Annotated in this window: 17 protein-coding genes and 1 tRNA gene; 12 read left to right on the top strand and 6 right to left on the bottom strand. The window is 61.1% G+C overall.

Annotation, left to right across the window (positions count from 1 at the left end; all coding sequences use genetic code 11):
* Positions 1-34 precede the first annotated feature (34 nt).
* Positions 35-400 carry a hypothetical protein gene (locus tag LZ016_RS01965; RefSeq protein WP_241445493.1) on the top strand — a complete coding sequence of 122 codons (366 nt, stop codon included), beginning with the start codon at positions 35-37 and terminating at the stop codon, positions 398-400.
* On the opposite strand, the gene LZ016_RS01960 is transcribed toward LZ016_RS01965, so the two are convergent.
* The gene (locus LZ016_RS01960; protein ID WP_241445491.1) at positions 383-1,060 is read right to left on the bottom strand and encodes a (d)CMP kinase; all 678 of its coding nucleotides are present in this window, start codon (positions 1,058-1,060) and stop codon (positions 383-385) included. The two genes, LZ016_RS01965 and LZ016_RS01960, sit on opposite strands and share 18 nt — an antisense overlap.
* A gap of 99 nt (positions 1,061-1,159) precedes the next feature.
* On the opposite strand from LZ016_RS01960, the gene LZ016_RS01955 reads away from it, so the two are divergent.
* The 3 genes from LZ016_RS01955 to LZ016_RS01945 all read left to right on the top strand — a co-directional run bounded on the left by LZ016_RS01955 (position 1,160) and on the right by LZ016_RS01945 (position 3,180).
* On the top strand, positions 1,160-1,480 hold the full coding sequence (locus LZ016_RS01955; protein ID WP_241445489.1) for a TIGR02300 family protein: 321 nt from the start codon (positions 1,160-1,162) through the stop codon (positions 1,478-1,480).
* Between the two features lie 67 nt (positions 1,481-1,547).
* Positions 1,548-1,623: transfer RNA gene (locus LZ016_RS01950), tRNA-Ala, on the top strand.
* 99 nt (positions 1,624-1,722) lie between these two features.
* Positions 1,723-3,180 (top strand): site-specific integrase, encoded by a 1,458-nt coding sequence (locus LZ016_RS01945; protein ID WP_241445487.1) that lies wholly within the window; start codon positions 1,723-1,725, stop codon positions 3,178-3,180.
* Between the two features lie 165 nt (positions 3,181-3,345).
* Here the strand turns inward: LZ016_RS01945 and LZ016_RS01940 are convergent, their stop codons facing one another.
* Positions 3,346-3,519, bottom strand: coding sequence for a hypothetical protein (locus LZ016_RS01940; protein ID WP_241445485.1), 174 nt, complete (start codon positions 3,517-3,519; stop codon positions 3,346-3,348).
* A gap of 146 nt (positions 3,520-3,665) precedes the next feature.
* The gene (locus tag LZ016_RS01935) at positions 3,666-3,884 is read right to left on the bottom strand and encodes a hypothetical protein (RefSeq protein WP_241445483.1); all 219 of its coding nucleotides are present in this window, start codon (positions 3,882-3,884) and stop codon (positions 3,666-3,668) included.
* A 276-nt stretch (positions 3,885-4,160) separates the two neighbouring features.
* On the opposite strand from LZ016_RS01935, the gene LZ016_RS01930 reads away from it, so the two are divergent.
* The 6 genes from LZ016_RS01930 to LZ016_RS01905 all read left to right on the top strand — a co-directional run bounded on the left by LZ016_RS01930 (position 4,161) and on the right by LZ016_RS01905 (position 10,308).
* Positions 4,161-4,637, top strand: coding sequence for a hypothetical protein (locus LZ016_RS01930; protein WP_241445481.1), 477 nt, complete (start codon positions 4,161-4,163; stop codon positions 4,635-4,637).
* 176 nt (positions 4,638-4,813) lie between these two features.
* Positions 4,814-5,320 (top strand): MarR family transcriptional regulator, encoded by a 507-nt coding sequence (locus LZ016_RS01925; protein WP_241445480.1) that lies wholly within the window; start codon positions 4,814-4,816, stop codon positions 5,318-5,320.
* A 728-nt stretch (positions 5,321-6,048) separates the two neighbouring features.
* Entirely contained in the window at positions 6,049-6,543 is a 495-nt protein-coding gene (locus LZ016_RS01920) for a hypothetical protein (protein ID WP_241445479.1), read from the top strand.
* A gap of 126 nt (positions 6,544-6,669) precedes the next feature.
* Positions 6,670-7,146, top strand: a complete 477-nt coding sequence (locus LZ016_RS01915; RefSeq protein WP_241445478.1) for a hypothetical protein — start codon at positions 6,670-6,672, stop codon at positions 7,144-7,146.
* Between the two features lie 76 nt (positions 7,147-7,222).
* Entirely contained in the window at positions 7,223-9,616 is a 2,394-nt protein-coding gene (locus LZ016_RS01910; RefSeq protein WP_241445477.1) for a TcfC E-set like domain-containing protein, read from the top strand.
* A complete protein-coding gene (locus LZ016_RS01905; RefSeq protein ID WP_241445476.1) occupies positions 9,613-10,308 on the top strand; it encodes a fimbrial biogenesis chaperone in 696 nt (231 codons plus the stop codon). Before LZ016_RS01910 ends, LZ016_RS01905 begins: the two co-directional genes overlap by 4 nt.
* On the opposite strand, the gene rfbB is transcribed toward LZ016_RS01905, so the two are convergent.
* Complete coding sequence (gene rfbB, locus LZ016_RS01900) at positions 10,305-11,363, bottom strand: dTDP-glucose 4,6-dehydratase (protein ID WP_241445475.1); 1,059 nt, start codon at positions 11,361-11,363, stop codon at positions 10,305-10,307. The two genes, LZ016_RS01905 and rfbB, sit on opposite strands and share 4 nt — an antisense overlap.
* A 374-nt stretch (positions 11,364-11,737) precedes the next feature.
* On the opposite strand from rfbB, the gene LZ016_RS01895 reads away from it, so the two are divergent.
* Together LZ016_RS01895 and LZ016_RS01890 are read left to right on the top strand one after the other, a co-directional pair.
* Positions 11,738-12,796 carry an IS110 family RNA-guided transposase gene (locus LZ016_RS01895; protein ID WP_241445474.1) on the top strand — a complete coding sequence of 353 codons (1,059 nt, stop codon included), beginning with the start codon at positions 11,738-11,740 and terminating at the stop codon, positions 12,794-12,796.
* Between the two features lie 475 nt (positions 12,797-13,271).
* Positions 13,272-14,330 carry an IS110 family RNA-guided transposase gene (locus LZ016_RS01890; RefSeq protein WP_241445472.1) on the top strand — a complete coding sequence of 353 codons (1,059 nt, stop codon included), beginning with the start codon at positions 13,272-13,274 and terminating at the stop codon, positions 14,328-14,330.
* 396 nt (positions 14,331-14,726) lie between these two features.
* Here LZ016_RS01890 and LZ016_RS01885 read toward each other — a convergent pair whose 3' ends face one another.
* Both LZ016_RS01885 and LZ016_RS15465 read right to left on the bottom strand, forming a co-directional pair.
* A complete protein-coding gene (locus LZ016_RS01885; RefSeq protein ID WP_241445471.1) occupies positions 14,727-14,933 on the bottom strand; it encodes a hypothetical protein in 207 nt (68 codons plus the stop codon).
* Positions 14,930-15,064, bottom strand: a complete 135-nt coding sequence (locus LZ016_RS15465; protein ID WP_277622493.1) for a hypothetical protein — start codon at positions 15,062-15,064, stop codon at positions 14,930-14,932. Before LZ016_RS15465 ends, LZ016_RS01885 begins: the two co-directional genes overlap by 4 nt.
* Positions 15,065-15,439 lie beyond the last annotated feature (375 nt).

Genomic DNA, 15,439 nt, shown 5'->3' with positions numbered 1-15,439 from the left:
TATACTGTTGGAACGATGGACAAATAGGGGACGCATGGAGCGTTTGAGGGTCCTCGCGTTCGGAACGCTGCTGGTTTGGGCCCATCCGGGCGTCGCCGAACCCGGTAGCATAGACGAGGCGAACAAATTGCCTTCCATGGCCCGCTTCAGCGGAGAGCCCCCGGCTCACTTCCACCATCGCGGCTTCGCCTTCCCCGTTATCGAGTATACCGATCCGACCGGCGTGCGGCAGCAGCAACGCGGCGTCCTTGCCAGCAAGCGCATCGCTGCCGGCACCTTGATGGGCGTGGGTCTGTATGAGACGGCACCCAAGCACCGCGACTTCGTGCCTGAGGTCAATCCGAATCCGGCTTCGAAGCGCAAGCGGCTCGCTGCCGTTGGACTATCCTGGAAGTTTTAGTCCTACCTGCTCACCGACGAGCCTGATCGCTTCAGCAATCGATTCTTGAATGCCGAGGTCGCTCGTATCGAGCACAAGCGAATCCGGGGCCTGCCGCAATGGCGCTACGGGGCGGCCCGCATCGCGCTCGTCCCGGGCCCGAATATCCAGCAGGACATCCTCGTAATGCCCGGGCATACCGCGCTCCAGCAACTCGCGGACACGCCGCTGCGCCCGAACTTCCGCGCTTGCGGTCACGAACAGTTTCACATCGGCATTTGGCGCGATGACGGTCCCGATATCGCGGCCGTCGAGGACCGCCCCGCCCTCCTGAGCCGCGAAGTCGCGCTGTCGCTGCAGCAGGGCGTCTCGAACGGAAGGATAAGACGAGATCTTCGAAGCGATGCGTGAAACGGGTTCGCTGCGCAATTCCTCGTCGCCGGGGTCGAAGCCGAGGTCGTCGCAGGCGCGAAGAGCTTCGAATTCCACGTTGGGATCGCCGCCCCAGCGCCACAGCTTCAGGGCAACGGCGCGATAGAGCAGCCCGGTATCCATGTGCGGCAGGTCGAAATGCTTGGCGAGCGCGCGGGCGATCGTCCCCTTGCCGCTCGCCGCAGGGCCATCGACCGCAATTACGAAGCCCTTGCGAACCTCGTCGCCAGTTCCGAAATTCCTGTTCAAGGGAGGCGCTTTGACAGGGCGGATAGCCTATGGCAAGGCGCGCGCCCGAACGCTGCCGCCACTTCGCGGTCCACCGGATTTTGACTGGAGTTTACCACCATGGTGAAGCCCGAATGGGGCACCAAGCGCACTTGCCCCAAGTGCTCGACCCGCTTTTACGATCTCGGCAATGATCAGCCGGTGCACTGCCTCGAGTGCGGCACCGAGTGGATTCCCGAGCCGGTCCTGAAGTCGAAGCAGCCGCTTCCGTTCGAGGCCGCGGAAGCGCGTCAGAAGGAAGCCGCGACCGACCAGGATCTCGAAGCCGAGGATCTGGCGATCGAGGAAGAAGCCGAGCCGAGCGCCGACGAGGAAGTCGACCTCGACACCGGCGACGACGACCTCGGCGTTGAGAAGGCCCGCGAGGACGACGAAAGCTAATTTGAACGGAGCGCCTTAAATTCCCTCTTTGCGAGGGCGGACAACATCGCTTAAGGCGCGAGGGAACGGGGCCGTAGCTCAGCTGGGAGAGCGTCGCAATGGCATTGCGAAGGTCAGGGGTTCGATCCCCCTCGGCTCCACCATCCTCTGAAAATCCCGCGGAAATCCTGAAAAGCTAGGATTTTCGCGGGGTTCCTTTGCCCCCTGCTACGTCGAACTGCTACAGTGCAGGGGTGAAAGACGTGGCAAAACTCCGGGGGCTGCACCTTCGCGGCAAGACCTACTACTCGCGGATCGTCGTTCCGACGGCGCTCGTGGCGCGCTTTGGCCGAAAGCAGATCTGGAAGAGCCTGGGCACGTCGCGGCGATCCGACGCGGAAGCGCTCCATCTGCGCGAGGCCGGCAGGTGGGCGGCAGCTTTCGCCGAAGCGCAGCGAGCCGCGGTGGTCCCTTCCCCGGCGGCCTCCGCCCTATCCGACGATGAAGTGGCAGCGCTCGCCCGGCGGTTCTTCGCCCGGTCCAAAGCGGCCCTAGATCTCCGATCAGCCAGCCCCGCCGCACTCGACGATGACGAGCGCGAATTGGTCCGCGAGGATCTTCAACAGCAACTTGGGATCCTTGCCACATGGCAAAACCCCGATGTTCACTTGCTTGTCGGCCAAGCCGCCCGGGAGGCGTTGACTGGCGCCTCGAACGAACCGCGGCTGCTCGTCGACGAGCGTCTCGCCGAACTTGTCCGACGGGCGCTCATGCAACTGGTTGCACTGGAGTTGGCGCGGCTCGACGGCGACTATCGGGACCGGCTTGGCGACGCTTTCTTCGCGAACGCCCCGGCGCAGGTCGATCGAGGCGAGCGAAGCGCCACACTAAGCGAATGCCTGGCGCGGTATCAGCGGGAAGTGCTCGATCTAAAGCCTGTCACCGCAAAAACCGCGGCCAAGCAGCGGTCCCTGCTCCATCACGTCGGCCTGTTCTTTGGCCGCTCCACGCGCATTACGGAGGTCTCGCGGAGCGACTGCAACCGTTTCCGCGACACGCTCGCCAAGCTCCCTCCAAATTTCTCGAAGACCAGAGGCAGTCGATCGCTTGAGCAGCTTGCTAGGTCGAACAAGTCGGGCCGGACACTGTCGTGGGAGACCCAGAACAACTACCTGCGGATGCTCGAGGACCTGCTGCGATGGTGTGTGAGGGAGCGTATGGTCGCCGACAATGTTGGCGAAGACGTCGCGCCCCTGGTCAAGCGCCCGATCGGCGAGGACCAGCGTCTGCCCTTCGCGTCCAAAGAGCTCAAGGCCATCTTCAGCTCGCCACTGTACAGGGGCTGCGAGGACGACGGGCGCCGGTTTGCGATCAGAGGTCCGAATATCATCCGCCGCAGCCGTTATTGGGTGCCGTTGATCGCGCTTTATTCGGGCTTGCGGATGGGAGAGATCTTGCAGCTCACGCCGGCACACGTCCGCAAGTCGGCGAGCGGCACCCGCTACTTTCTGCTCACGCGGGATATGACATTAAAGACGGCGGCCGCGGAGCGCGAGGTTCCCATTCACAACGAATTGATCCGGCTCGGCTTCGTTGACTGGGTAAAGCGCTTCCAACAGCATTCGGATCGATACTGGACATTGAGCGACGCCTTTCTTCACCCCACAACGAGCAGGAACGAGAAATGCTGCGGGCTCGTAACCGCGATTCACCCGCTTTAATGGCCGGTCGGTGTGTACGCAGGGTCGATGTCTGAAGAGTTAGGCGGGCACCGATCTCGGTGCCCGCCACGGTCGATTCGGCACGCTACGAGTGTTTCATCGCCTCGAGTTCGTGGTTCTGCAAGCATCGATGGCCGTTCGCGTCAAATTGCATCGAAAGACATTTCAAGACGCGGCGTAATCGTTCAAATCTTCGATAACACCTTGGAGACGCGCTCCTAGTTCAGGAGGAACCTCCTGAGCGTCCAAGATCTGGAGAGCTTCGACCAGCATCGACAGCGCGCGGTCCAGCGGCGCTTGGTTCGATGTCTGGTCGGCGTCCTGATTGGCTGCCGCCATGATTGTATTCCCCCGAGCAAAACGGCATCGTCGGCCGACAAGCGGTCGTATCGCCGGATCGGCAAATAGCACGATATTGAGTAAACTCGATTGTTTTCAGGCGGATGTGTCGTTGAGACACACCGCCGCATTGGTACGATTTCAACTCAATATGATTGAGTTCCGACCCCCTCGTCCACGGAGCCCGAGCGAAACCGATCTTTATAGTCGGAACGGAGAACTGACAGCAGGCTCGAGAGCTTCGCCTTGGCTTCTTGCGGCACCGCGTTGGCCTCCAACTCCGCGGCAAGCTCGGTGAGGCCGTTCAGCATCGCCAGGTAGGAGCTTTGCTTCTCGGCAACCGACTGGTTTCGAAGGGTGGACATGGACATTCTCCGTACGCTGCTTCTGGGTTCGCGTCTTGCTACAGCGCGGCGTTCGACCGCGGCTATACCTCTAAATGACCAGTGGCCCCTTTCGGCAACACCCGTCTATGGGGCCCTTGAAGCCGCGAATCCCCAAGGTCCCTTCAAGAGGCCACTTGAGTCGCTCGCGGCTGCTGAAATCGCGCAGACCCACGAGGCGGCCTTCGGATAGTACGGACACAGCACACCGGCCTTTCCTGATTGCCATGGCTTGATCCTGCCCTAACGTGCGCGAACATGATCTCAATCGCGGGACAGGGCTGCAATTTGGCCAAGCAAATGCCGCTCGAGGCCAGCTGGCCGCTGTTTGATCTGGATAGACATTTCGACCTTGGGTGCATCTTGAACTCCGAGGCGATCGATGCGGTCCGACCCGCCGCGGTAGGCGATCTGAGCTGGCATCATGCCGGCTGTTGGGAATGCGACCTCAAGGACAATCGCCTGAGCTGGTCGGGCGGCGTGTACGATATCTTCGGCCTGCCCAGGGATGCGATCGTCAGCCGCGAGGAATGCACTGCCTTCTATTCAGAAGGGTCCCGTACGATGATGGAACGCTTGCGAGCCCATGCGATCCAACATCAATGTGGGTTCACTCTCGACGCTGAGATCAACGCCGCAATCGGAGGAAAAAGATGGGTCCGGCTCATTGCGGCGCCGGTTTGCGAGGGCGGCCGTGCCGTACGGCTGCATGGACTTAAAATCATCATTTCGTAACAGGGCCGGCAGGGGCCTGAACCGAGATTCTGATTGACTTTCAATCGGTTATCCCCTCCGAGAAGCGGAATACGTTTCAAAACAAGATGTTTGCAAGCGAGCCTGCTGACACCTAATCCATTGACGCTCGGTCAAATGGGTGTCGCGCTTCGCGCTGCCGGCGCAGGGGTATAGAATTGACCGACCCGAAGCATGAAGGAATGGCCGCTAACCACCTGGGGCCCAGGTACGTGGCGCTAAGCGATCGGGATATCGCTGATGCCAAGCGGATTCTAGGCCGTTTGTCGGCCGCCGGATCGTGCGACAACAGCAATGTCACGCGATCAGTCTATGAACGCGTACAGGGTGACAGTCGGCTGTTGCAGCGAGCAACGCGCCTGGTCGCCTTACGGCACAGACGCGCCAAGATTTTCGGTAAAGCCATGTTTGGTGAACCTGCGTGGGATATCCTTCTGGTACTCTACACCGCGGGCGGCGGGGTCTCGATGAGCCGACTCGCCCAAATGTCCGGACACTCCCAAGCTACGGGTCTTCGCTGGATGAACTATCTGGCGGATCAAAGGCTGATTGCCCGTGAGTCTCACCCGAATGATGCAAGGTCGTTTCGCGTGATGTTGACCGACAAGGGCAAGGCGTCGCTGGACGGCTACTTATCGGCGGCTGTTGAACTGGGCGAAGACTAACCCTTGCATGACTGTGCCGCGATCGACCGACGCGGTGGAGCGCAAATGATCTTCTCCCTGACAAGCGGCACCTGATTCATCTTTGCGCCTTGTCAATGAAGGCTGCCGATTCTGCTTCAAAACGGTGCAAATCGTAATCCCCGCTTCAAAGCTTCCTGCCAACGCAAGACCCTCTCGATCCTGAGTGTTGCGCCTGTCTCGACATCGACAGGCGCCTGAGGGAGGAATGCACCCGAATGTACCCGACGCGAGGTCATGAAACCGCATGAGACCGTTGGCTCTCCTGTTTGCAGTCTGCTGCTTACCCGCGGTCGGCACCGCACGCGCTCAACCTGCCGATGCAGCACCGGGCGCACAATCCCGGGCCTCGGTGCGGATTAGCGTCAGTGTCGCTCCCGTATTCACAAAGGAGCTGGCGCCGGAACGGACGGGCGCCGCCGGGACCCCCACCCTGCGCGCGACGGACAGGAGTTTGCGCTACACGCTCGTCCGGGTCGCGCCGATGCAGGGCACGCCTTCGAACGGGCCGCTCGTACTGGTCGTTCCCGACTAGGCGCTTTCTCAACAAGCGCCATCCTCCGCAAAAAACGCCTGTGCTTAACGTCTTGTTTACGCGCGACCTGTTAACTCCAAAGCGGACCAAAAATTAATCAGCCCGCGTGGGGGACCAGAAAATGACGAATGCTCGGTTTCGTCGGCTGTGCACGACATGCGTCGTTGCAATGCTGATGCCAGGTACTGCTTTTGCAGCCACTCAAGGAACGCTCGGCGCGACGTCGACGGGCTCCATCTCGATCGGGGCTTCGATCCCCAATCGGGTACAGATCTCAAAGCTCGCCGACGTTTCGTTCACGAACCAGGATCCGTCGGTCAACGCTTCCAACGCGCAAAGTGTCTGCGTCTGGAGCAATACCAGCACCAAGGGCTACAACGTAACGGCGACTGGGAGCGGCACCGCAAATGCCTTCACCCTGGCGAACGGCGCCCTGACGGTGCCGTACAGCGTGGAGTGGGCCGGAAGCTCCGGGCAGTCGTCGGGCTCCGCATTGACGGCCGGAACGGCTCTGACGGGTCTGACCTCGACGGCGACCAACATGAATTGCGCTAGCGGCCCGGCCACGAGTGCAAGCCTCATCGTGAAGATCAGTTCCGCAAACCTGCAGACGATGCAGGCTGCGACAACCTACACGGGCACGCTGACCCTGGTCGTCGCACCGGAATAACGAGAAAACGTGGCGGCTGACGCACATGCTGCCACCGCCTTTGCGATAAGGGAGAGCGGACGGGGAAAGTCGTGGGGCACCGCCCCCCGACCCTCCGCATCACCCTTGTGGCAATTCGCGGCAGGCATGAGGCTCGTCCTCGCCGGCACGTCGGCAATCCTGCTGGCGGCTTCGCCTGCGCACGCGGCGAGCAACAAGGTTCGTGTCACGAGCCTCAGCGATGTCGCGTTCGGAGCGATCGCCAACCTCAATTCAGACACGAGCCAGAGCCAAAGCGTCTGTCTGTTCGCCGACACGAATACGAACGGTTACAATGTGACGGCAACCGGGACCGGTCCCGGAGGTGCGTTCGAATTATCGTCCGGCTCGAATTCCCTTGCCTATGAAGTGCAGTGGAGCAGCTCGAGCGGGCAAATGTCGGGGGCGCAGCTCTCTCCGAACCTCCCGCTGACCGCACAAACCAGCACGGCAGCCCAGCAGACGTGCAACAGCGGTCCGTCGACAAGCGCGAGCCTCATCATCTTTTTGCGCTCGGGAGCCCTGTCGAGCGCAACCGCGGGCACCTATAGCGGGACCCTGACGCTCGTCGTCGGGGCTGAGTGACCGCGTCATGCGCATCATCTCTCGCCCCTTTTTTTGCCTTGCGGCGTTAACCATAAGTTCGCCCGCGTGCGCGGAAATGACCAACGCGGCCCTCTCGGCAACGGGGGTTCCGGCCGGGTTCGATGAACTCTCCTCTGCCCGCACGACACTGGTCGACGTTTACTTTGGCGAGAAGAAGGTCGGCGAGACTCTCGCGGTCACCAGGCCCGGAACGCTTCGCTTCCAGAACCCAGCCGACGTCGTCCGGATGCTCCCTCGTGCGACAGAGACGACGCTCCTCGAGTCAGGCCTCTCTGCCGAGCTTCCAACCAATGCAGCGCTCGCCTGCTCGCGGTCCAACTCCGCGCTCTGCGGAATCCTCGAGCCCGATGTCGTCGGTATCATTTATGACGAAGATCATTTCCGCGTCTCCGTCTTCGTCAATCCGCGCTTTCTTGGGGTAATCCAAAGGAATGACGAGGGTTACCTCCCTGCCCCGGATTCATCCCCATCCTTGACCAACGCGCTCGGGCTCAACGTCTCGGGCACCGTCGGGCGGCATAGCCAGTACAATCTTCAGAATCGCACGATCATTGGCCTCGGCAGTGCGCGTATCAGGGCGAACACGTCCATTGCATCGAAGTTCGGCCTGGTCGTCGACGACCTCGTCGGCGAATTCGACCACAGGGACCTGCGTTACTCCGCTGGCCTGTTTTGGAGTCCGGGAAGCGAATTCATCGGACAGCGGCGAATCCTCGGCGCTGGCCTTGGAACGCAGTTCGATACGTCCATCGATCAGGAAGCGCTCCACGAGACACCACTCGTCTTGTTCCTGGCCCAACCGGCACGCGTCGAGCTTCTCGTGGATGGCCGCCTCGTGGGCACGCAATCCTATCCTGCGGGCAACAACGAAATCGATACGTCGGGCCTCTCCAACGGCTCCTACAACGTCGTCCTTCGGATCCAGCAAGCGAACGGAAGCGTCCGCGAGGAACGGCGGTTCTTCGTCCGAAGCGATGCCCTTCCCCCGGTTGGCCGCCGCACTTTCCACGCCTACGCCGGTGTCCTTGCCAATACGGATCCCAGCCACCCGATCAGCGCATCCAACACTTTCTACTATCAGGCTTCGAGCGGCTGGCGACTGACCGATCACCTCGCCCTCGACGCGGCCGTGTTCGGGACGCAGAGCAAGGCGATGGTGCAGGTCGGCGGCTGGTTCCTCAAGGGGCCGGCGCGGGTTCGGGCCGCAGGTCTCCTGTCCACCGCCGGCGACAAAGGCGCTCTGCTGCAGGCGTCGGCCATGGGGCTCGGAGCGCTCAACATCAGCTTCGACGTTCGCCGCATCTGGTCGGCCGATGGAAAGCCGCTGATCCCGCTGTCGCAGCAGCTTGATACGTTCGATGGATCGGCCCCGACCGGCGTGCAGCTCGCCAGCGGGTCCTACACGCAGGCCACGGGAAGTGTCGGGCTACGCTTCGGAGACGGGTACCTCACCATGGTTGGCTCGTACCGCAAGGACCGAGACCTGCCGGCGGATTACAGCATCGGTCCGACCGTCAATTGGCCAATCATCTCGCGCAATCAATTGCAGATCGTCCTTGAGGCCTCGGCGCAAAAAACCCGAACGACGAGCGCAGCCTTTGTCGGCGCCAGAATCTCCTTCGCGTCGGGCGCATTGACCACGCTGGGTACGGTTGGAGGCAGCTTTCAGAACGCTCGGGACGGACTTCAGCCATCTCGCGCCAGAGCCGTCAGCACGTTCACGGCCCAATATTCCCACCAGACGCCCGGCGAAACTTTGATCAGTTACGAAGGTGGCCTTGATCGCAACATCGACACGTCGGCTCTCCGCGGTGGCGGAACGGTCTACAGCCGCCTCGGGAACTTGCGGGCCAATGTGCTCCATAGCCTCGAGGGCCAGGGTGGGAGTCAGTACGATCTCTCCTTCCAGTCAGGCTTTGCTCTAGGCGCAGGGTCCGCGGCGGCGTGGGGTGCCCGCAACCCAGAACCGAGCACGATCGTCGTTTCGCTGGACGGCGATGCTTCGGACGCCCAGTTCAACGTGATGGTCGACGACGTCGCTCGCGGCCGCGTCAGGCTTGGCGAGCGCTTCTCGATTTTCGTTCCAGGCTACCGGACGTACAAGGTGCACCTGGCGCCGGTGGATGCACCGGCAGTCAGCTTCGACACGGCGTCCAGAGATGTGACGCTTTATCCGGGGAATGTAAAATCGCTGCGCTGGCGCGCCGATACCACTTTCGCCTTGTTTGCTCAGGCTGTTTCCCTGGACGGAATCCCGATTTCCAATGCGCTCGTCCAGACCGCAAGGTCGGTCTCCGAAACCGACGACAATGGCTATTTCCAGATCGACATTCGCCAGGGTGACGAAATAACAATCGGCAAGGCCGACGAGGCAACGTGTCACATCGGTCTCGAGAAGATCGCGGTCCAGAATGACTTCGCGTCGATCGGAAGGGTCATCTGCAAGTGAAAACCATCGGTTATTCCGGAAAACTGATCTTCGCCTGCCTCATCGCCTTCGCAGATGCTGGCCCAGCGCGTGCCGACCTGGTGCTTAGCGAACTCGTCGTTGAGCTTCAGCCGAGCAAGCATGCCCGCGAGGACATCGAGGTCTGGAACAACGCCCCGGACCGCGCCTTCGTCGCGGTCGAGCCTCGTGAGATCCTCGATGCGGGCTCGCCGACGCAGCGGACCCACCAGGATGCAGATCCCGCGAAACTCGGCCTGCTGGTCGGCCCGTCGCGCATGATCCTGGAGCCGGGGCAACGCAAACTCGTGCGTATCGCAACTGTCGCCGGCGATACGGATCGGGAGCGGGTGTACCGGGTCACGATCAAGCCGGTGGTCGGGGCCATCCAGTCCGAAGACTCCGGTCTTAAGCTGCTCGTCGGTTACGACGTGCTCGTCCTTGTCCGTCCCGCCCAGCCGCTCCCCAACCTCAGTGCGCAAAGGAACGGGCGAACGCTGACCTTCTCGAATACGGGCAACGTAAGCGTCGAAGTCGTCGAGGGGCGACAATGCAGCGCCGATGAAAGGAAATGCGCTGAATTGCCCGGCAAGCGACTGTATCCGGGCGCATCATGGTCCGTCGAGCTGCCGTCGGACTCGCCCGCCGAATATAGGCTGAAATCACCTGGACATTCCGACCGCAGGCGATTCTAGCAAATAGGGCAGGTTCGCGTATCGGCACGGAGCGGAAGCCACCAAGATTTGTTCTCGAGGAACCAGAAAATGGTTTCCTCCAGGCCTTCGGCGAACGGGACCGCGGGAGACCAGCCGAGCTCTTCCTCCGACCTTCTCGGATCCAGGCGGTATCGCAGATCATGTCCGGGCCTATCCGGCACGAACGTGATGAGGTCCTCGTAGGATCTACCGTTACCGCGGGGGTTCATCCGGTCCAGCACTGCGCAGATCGCACGGACAACGACGATATTGGCCTGCGCCATGGCGGCGCCAAAGTGATAGGTTCCACCATTGCGGCCTCGGGCCAGCGCGAGTTGAAGACCGCGCGCATGATCATCGACATGCAGCCAGCTTCGCTCATTGCGGCCGTCGCCATAAACCGGGATGGAGCGACCCTGCAGCGCATTTGTAATGGTCAGGGGAATCAGCTTGTCGGGATACTGATACGGTCCGTAATTATTGGACGCGTGAGAGACGATAATCGGCAGACCGTAGGTCCGGTGCCACGCTCTGACGAGATGCTCGCCCGCCGCCTTTGAAGCCGAGTAAGGTGAGGACGGAAAATAGTTTCCGCTCACCTGTTTTTCATCGCGTCCAGCTTCTCCGAAGACCTCGTCGGTCGAGACATAATGGAAGCGAAAGGCGTCTCTGGCCGTTTGTCCGAGCTCGCGCCAATATGCGAGGACCGCCTGGAGAAGCCGAAACGTACCGACGATATTGGTCTCGATAAACTCTGCCGGCGCAGCAATGGACCGATCGACATGGGTTTCGGCTGCCAAATGGACAACGGCATCGATTGCCTCTTCCCGGAGAATGACGGCGATGGCGTCGGCCTCGGCGATATCCATGCGTTCGAAACGGTATCTTGGATGACTGCTGATGGAGGCAAGCGAAAGTAGATTGCCTGCATAGGTGAGCTTGTCAGCGACAACGACACGGCTCTGACTACTTGAAACGAACCGCCGGCAAAACGCAGATCCAATGAAACCGGCCCCGCCGGTGACCAGGACCCGGCGAGGCTCGAGATCTCGCATTTCTACTCCGATCCCCACACCCGGCCCCTCAGACTTCTTTTATAGGACGATACGCGGCCCGAAGGCGGGCGAATAGCCGCTCACGGAAACGCAAATATCGCCCGAGCAGAGGCTTCAGCGCTGGCGCCATGTCTGCTCTCCACAATTCAGTTGGCACGCGGATGCCTCGTCCATTATCCGCCTGGCTGCGCTTTATCTCAATTGCCCCCGCTTGCTGCCGCGATGCGCGAGCCCCTCGCCCGTCAGCCTGTTTGCAGGCGGGTGCTCGGGAGGAATATCTACCGAGCGGGCCTCGACTTCGAGGGCACTGACGGGCCATCGAGCCTGCTCAAATTACTGAAGCGAGGTCTCCTTAAAGATGAAAGGAGACGCAAATGGCGAAGAGGCTCTGGGCTGGCCTCGACGTAGGAGTCGAGACCACGAGCATATGCATCGTCAATGAAGCTGGCGACGTCGTGCATGAAGCGATGTGCCAGACCAAGCTGAGAGAGGTGCACCGGGAGCTGGCCGTCCTAAGGCGCCTTCGCTTCGCGAGGGTCAGTATCGAGGCGGGGGTCGGAACCGCCCTGGCCCGCGGGCTGCGAAATCTCGGCTATTCGGTGGACATTTATGAAACGCGGCAGCTGAGCAAGTTCCTGAGGGTTCGGCGAAACAAGACAGATGCTGGCGACGCCAACGGGATTGCCCAGGCCGGAAGACTGGGCACAACCATCGTATCGAAGGTTCATCTCAAGAGCCTCGAATGCCAAGTTCTGGCTTCGCGGCTTACTATCCGGCGGCATTTGATTAAAACTCGGGTGAAGGCTGCCAGCCTGCTTTGCCGGCAACTCGAACAGTTCGGTGGGAGGGTCCAAGGTCCCGGCAAGGGTAAAGACCTCAGGGTAAAGGTCGAGCAGCAATTGAAGGAACTGTTCGGCAAAGCCGCAAATCCCGTCGTCGAGCGGTTTCGACCACTACTTAGCCAATGCGAGACGCTTTCGGCATGGCAGGAGGAGATCGACCGGGATCTCTACCGGCTCGCTCACGGGAATGAGCATTGTTGCCGTCTGATGCAGATTCCCGGTGTCGGTCCGATTTGCGCCCTCACCTTTTTCGCCGCGGTGGGCGAACCGGATCGATTTCAGAACAACGCGGCGGTGGGCTGCTATCTCGGCCTGACCCCTCGATTGCATCAATCGGGACTGACGTCTCGAATGGGCCGGATCTCGAAAATGGGCAATAAGGCGGCACGCTCGCTTCTGGTTCAAGCGAGCATCCGCTTCATGCGGGCAAGTCGGACGGACATCGAGCTGCACGCCTGGGCTTCGCGCATCGAACAGCGGCGGGGACGAGGTCGGGCGCGGATCGCTCTTGCACGAAAACTTGCGGTCGTCATGCTCGCGATCTGGAAGAGCGGCCAAGATTATCGGCCAACGCTCCTCGAAGCCGCCTAGGGGGGCACGGGCAATGCTGGACCTCGTCGGGTTTCTTACCGGTCAAACGGTGTCAGGAAAGTATGAGGCCAGCATTGCTCATGGAGCTGGCGTTCCGCTTGGCTCGACCGCAGCAGCTGCCGGGCGCGCGGCCGGGATGCCCGAGTGGCCATCATCGGCGCCTTCGTCGATGGCCTCAGCAGGCGGTAAACGCGCCGGGTGATCTCAGTAATGGGCTAATCGAAAGAACGGGCCGGCTGCAAGTAATCCAAGGGGCTCCTAGAAGGCGAAAAGCTCGTTCGCCAAGCATCACGGCGACTCCACCTGTGCTTGGTCTAGGCTTTCGCGGGGAAGGCGCACCTCCTCAAGCTTATTGCGAGCCAATGCCTGAGAACGATATCCTTTGCTGGGGCCTCGACTTCGATTGCTCCATCAGGCCTTCGAGCCTGCCCACATTCCTGAAGCGAGGTCTCCTTAAAGATGAAAGGAGATGCAAATGGCGAAGAGGCTGTGGGCCGGTCTGGACGTAGGCGTCGAGACCACGAGCATTTGCGTCATCAATGACGCTGGCGAGGTCGTGCATGATGCGGTCTGCCCGACCAAGGTGACGGACGTGCACCGGGAGCTGGCTGGACTGAGGCGCCTTCGCTTTGCGAGGGTCAGTCTCGAGGCGGGGGTCGGAACTGCCCTGGCCCGTGGGCTGCGGAATTTTGGCTATTCGGTGGACATCTACGAAACACGGCAGCTCAGCAAGTTTCTGAGAGTTCGGCAGAACAAGACCGACGCCGGCGATGCCAACGGAATTGCTCAGGCCGGAAGACTTGGTACGCGGATTGTATCCAAGGTCTATCTCAAGAGCCTCGAATGCCAATCCTTGGCGTCGCGACTTTCGATCCGGCGGCATTTGGTGCGGACACGGGTCAGGACCATCAACATGCTCTGCCGCCAGATCGAACAGTTCGGCGGCCGCATTCGAAACTCACGCAAAGGGAAGGACTTGCGCTTGAAGGTTGAGCAGCAGATCCGGGAACTGTTCGGCAAAGCCTCAAGCCCTCTCGTTGAGCAACTTCGATCGCTTCTTGACCAGTGCGAGGCTCTGTGCGCCTGGCAGGAGGAGATCGACAAAGATCTCCACCGGCTCGCTCACGAAGATGAGCTTTGCTGCCGCCTCATGCAGATTCCGGGCGTCGGTCCGATCTGCGCCCTTACGTTCCGCGGTGCGATCGGAGAACCGGACCGGTTTCAGAACAATGCGGCAGTGGGCTGCTATTTCGGCCTGACCCCTCGATTGCATCAATCCGGCCTCACGTCTCGAATGGGGCGGATCTCGAAAAGGGGGAATAAGGCGGCACGCGCGCTTCTCGTGCAGGCGGGCGTCCACTTCATGCGGGCTAGTCGGACCGACATCGAGCTGCACGCCTGGGCTTCGCGGATCGAACAGCGGCGAGGGCGAGGTCGGGCCCGGGTCGCCCTTGCGCGGAAACTTGCCGTCGTCATGCTCGCGATCTGGAAGAGCGGCCAAGATTATCAGCCAAAACTAATCGAGGCTGCGTAGGGGCGGTGCTTGCATGCTGGACCTCGTCTAGCTTCTTACCGTTCAACGGTGTCATGAAAATTGAGGCCAGCATTGCTCCAGCCGTCCATTATTCGAGCCGTTGCGGAGCGAAGAGCAACCAAATGTTATGCCCGCCAGCGGCACTCCAGTTGCGCGCTTGATCCCACTTTGAGCGCAGTTCGGTGAGGGCCCGTCAGTTCGCGCTGGCGGGCCTTCTTCGCGTCTCTACCGGGCAGAGGCGAAACGTGGTGTTCTGCGCTCGAGCCAGGCAATGACCCGGTTAAGCTAATCCGGCCGCGGCTGGCTCAATGGGGTCATGGCATGAGCGCCTGTGGAAATGGGACCCGCAGCCCCGGCGCGGACGAGCCCGCTACGATTCGAACTGAAGCACTCGCACTATTGGTCGTGCGTGTGTGATGAACCAGCGTCGCCCTCGTCGATGGCCGCGAGCAGGTCGGTGAACGCACCGGTTTCGGGCAGCGGGAACGCCGAACGCAAAGCGGTGATCATGATTGCCGGCTTCTCGATATCCTCCAGGCAATCTTCGCTGAGCTGAGGCGGCCCAAACCCGGCTGCCGCCGGGCGGGCAGCGATCGAGATCATGCCGTACGGCCAAGATTACGAAGATCTGAAGCGGTCGCCTCGATCTTCAACACTTCTTCTGCAAGCTCGACGGACATTCCCGGAAGCTCGGAAATCCGCTCGCTGATCTGCAGCAGCCTCGCGCTGATCATCAGAAGCTCGTTGGCTTCCCATGAGGGACGCGAACTTGCTTGGTTCGATTTCGGCTTCGGCGAGCCACCGTTCCGATGTTCCGCAATGACAGCATCGATCCTTTGCTGTCCAACGGGCCCCGGCCGATCCACCCAATCATTGACGTTGATGGCCTCGGCAAATCGAATCCCGCACTGCTGAGCGGAAGCCCAAGCAATCCGGCCTGCAACAGCGAGGCTGCCGCGTTTTAGGAAAACGGTACGCTGGTCAGCCGGAAGGCTGCTGCCTTCCAGAAGCGCACCGTGAACGGAGAGATTCCGCACCCGAACCGGGCATGAGATCTTTCCCGTGCTGAGCACGGCCATGAGGAAGACGTGCGACCTCAGGTCCGTACG

Source organism: Sphingomonas telluris (genome assembly GCF_022568775.1).
In the GTDB taxonomy this organism is placed as follows: Bacteria; Pseudomonadota; Alphaproteobacteria; order Sphingomonadales; family Sphingomonadaceae; genus Sphingomicrobium; species Sphingomicrobium telluris.
The sequence above is the reverse complement of the archived record's forward strand: the minus strand, read 5'-3'. Positions and strand labels throughout refer to the sequence as shown.

Coding starts and splice junctions, on each gene's coding strand:
- LZ016_RS01935 (WP_241445483.1), bottom strand. CDS start 3,884: ATGTCCACCCTTCGAAACCAGTCGGTTGCCGAGAAGCAAAGCTCCTAC.
- LZ016_RS01930 (WP_241445481.1), top strand. CDS start 4,161: ATGATCTCAATCGCGGGACAGGGCTGCAATTTGGCCAAGCAAATGCCG.
- LZ016_RS15465 (WP_277622493.1), bottom strand. CDS start 15,064: ATGATCAGCGCGAGGCTGCTGCAGATCAGCGAGCGGATTTCCGAGCTT.
- LZ016_RS01890 (WP_241445472.1), top strand. CDS start 13,272: ATGGCGAAGAGGCTGTGGGCCGGTCTGGACGTAGGCGTCGAGACCACG.
- LZ016_RS01940 (WP_241445485.1), bottom strand. CDS start 3,519: ATGGCGGCAGCCAATCAGGACGCCGACCAGACATCGAACCAAGCGCCG.
- rfbB (WP_241445475.1), bottom strand. CDS start 11,363: ATGCGAGATCTCGAGCCTCGCCGGGTCCTGGTCACCGGCGGGGCCGGT.
- LZ016_RS01895 (WP_241445474.1), top strand. CDS start 11,738: ATGGCGAAGAGGCTCTGGGCTGGCCTCGACGTAGGAGTCGAGACCACG.
- LZ016_RS01910 (WP_241445477.1), top strand. CDS start 7,223: ATGACCAACGCGGCCCTCTCGGCAACGGGGGTTCCGGCCGGGTTCGAT.
- LZ016_RS01955 (WP_241445489.1), top strand. CDS start 1,160: ATGGTGAAGCCCGAATGGGGCACCAAGCGCACTTGCCCCAAGTGCTCG.
- LZ016_RS01915 (WP_241445478.1), top strand. CDS start 6,670: ATGAGGCTCGTCCTCGCCGGCACGTCGGCAATCCTGCTGGCGGCTTCG.
- LZ016_RS01920 (WP_241445479.1), top strand. CDS start 6,049: ATGCCAGGTACTGCTTTTGCAGCCACTCAAGGAACGCTCGGCGCGACG.
- LZ016_RS01885 (WP_241445471.1), bottom strand. CDS start 14,933: ATGATCTCGATCGCTGCCCGCCCGGCGGCAGCCGGGTTTGGGCCGCCT.
- LZ016_RS01965 (WP_241445493.1), top strand. CDS start 35: ATGGAGCGTTTGAGGGTCCTCGCGTTCGGAACGCTGCTGGTTTGGGCC.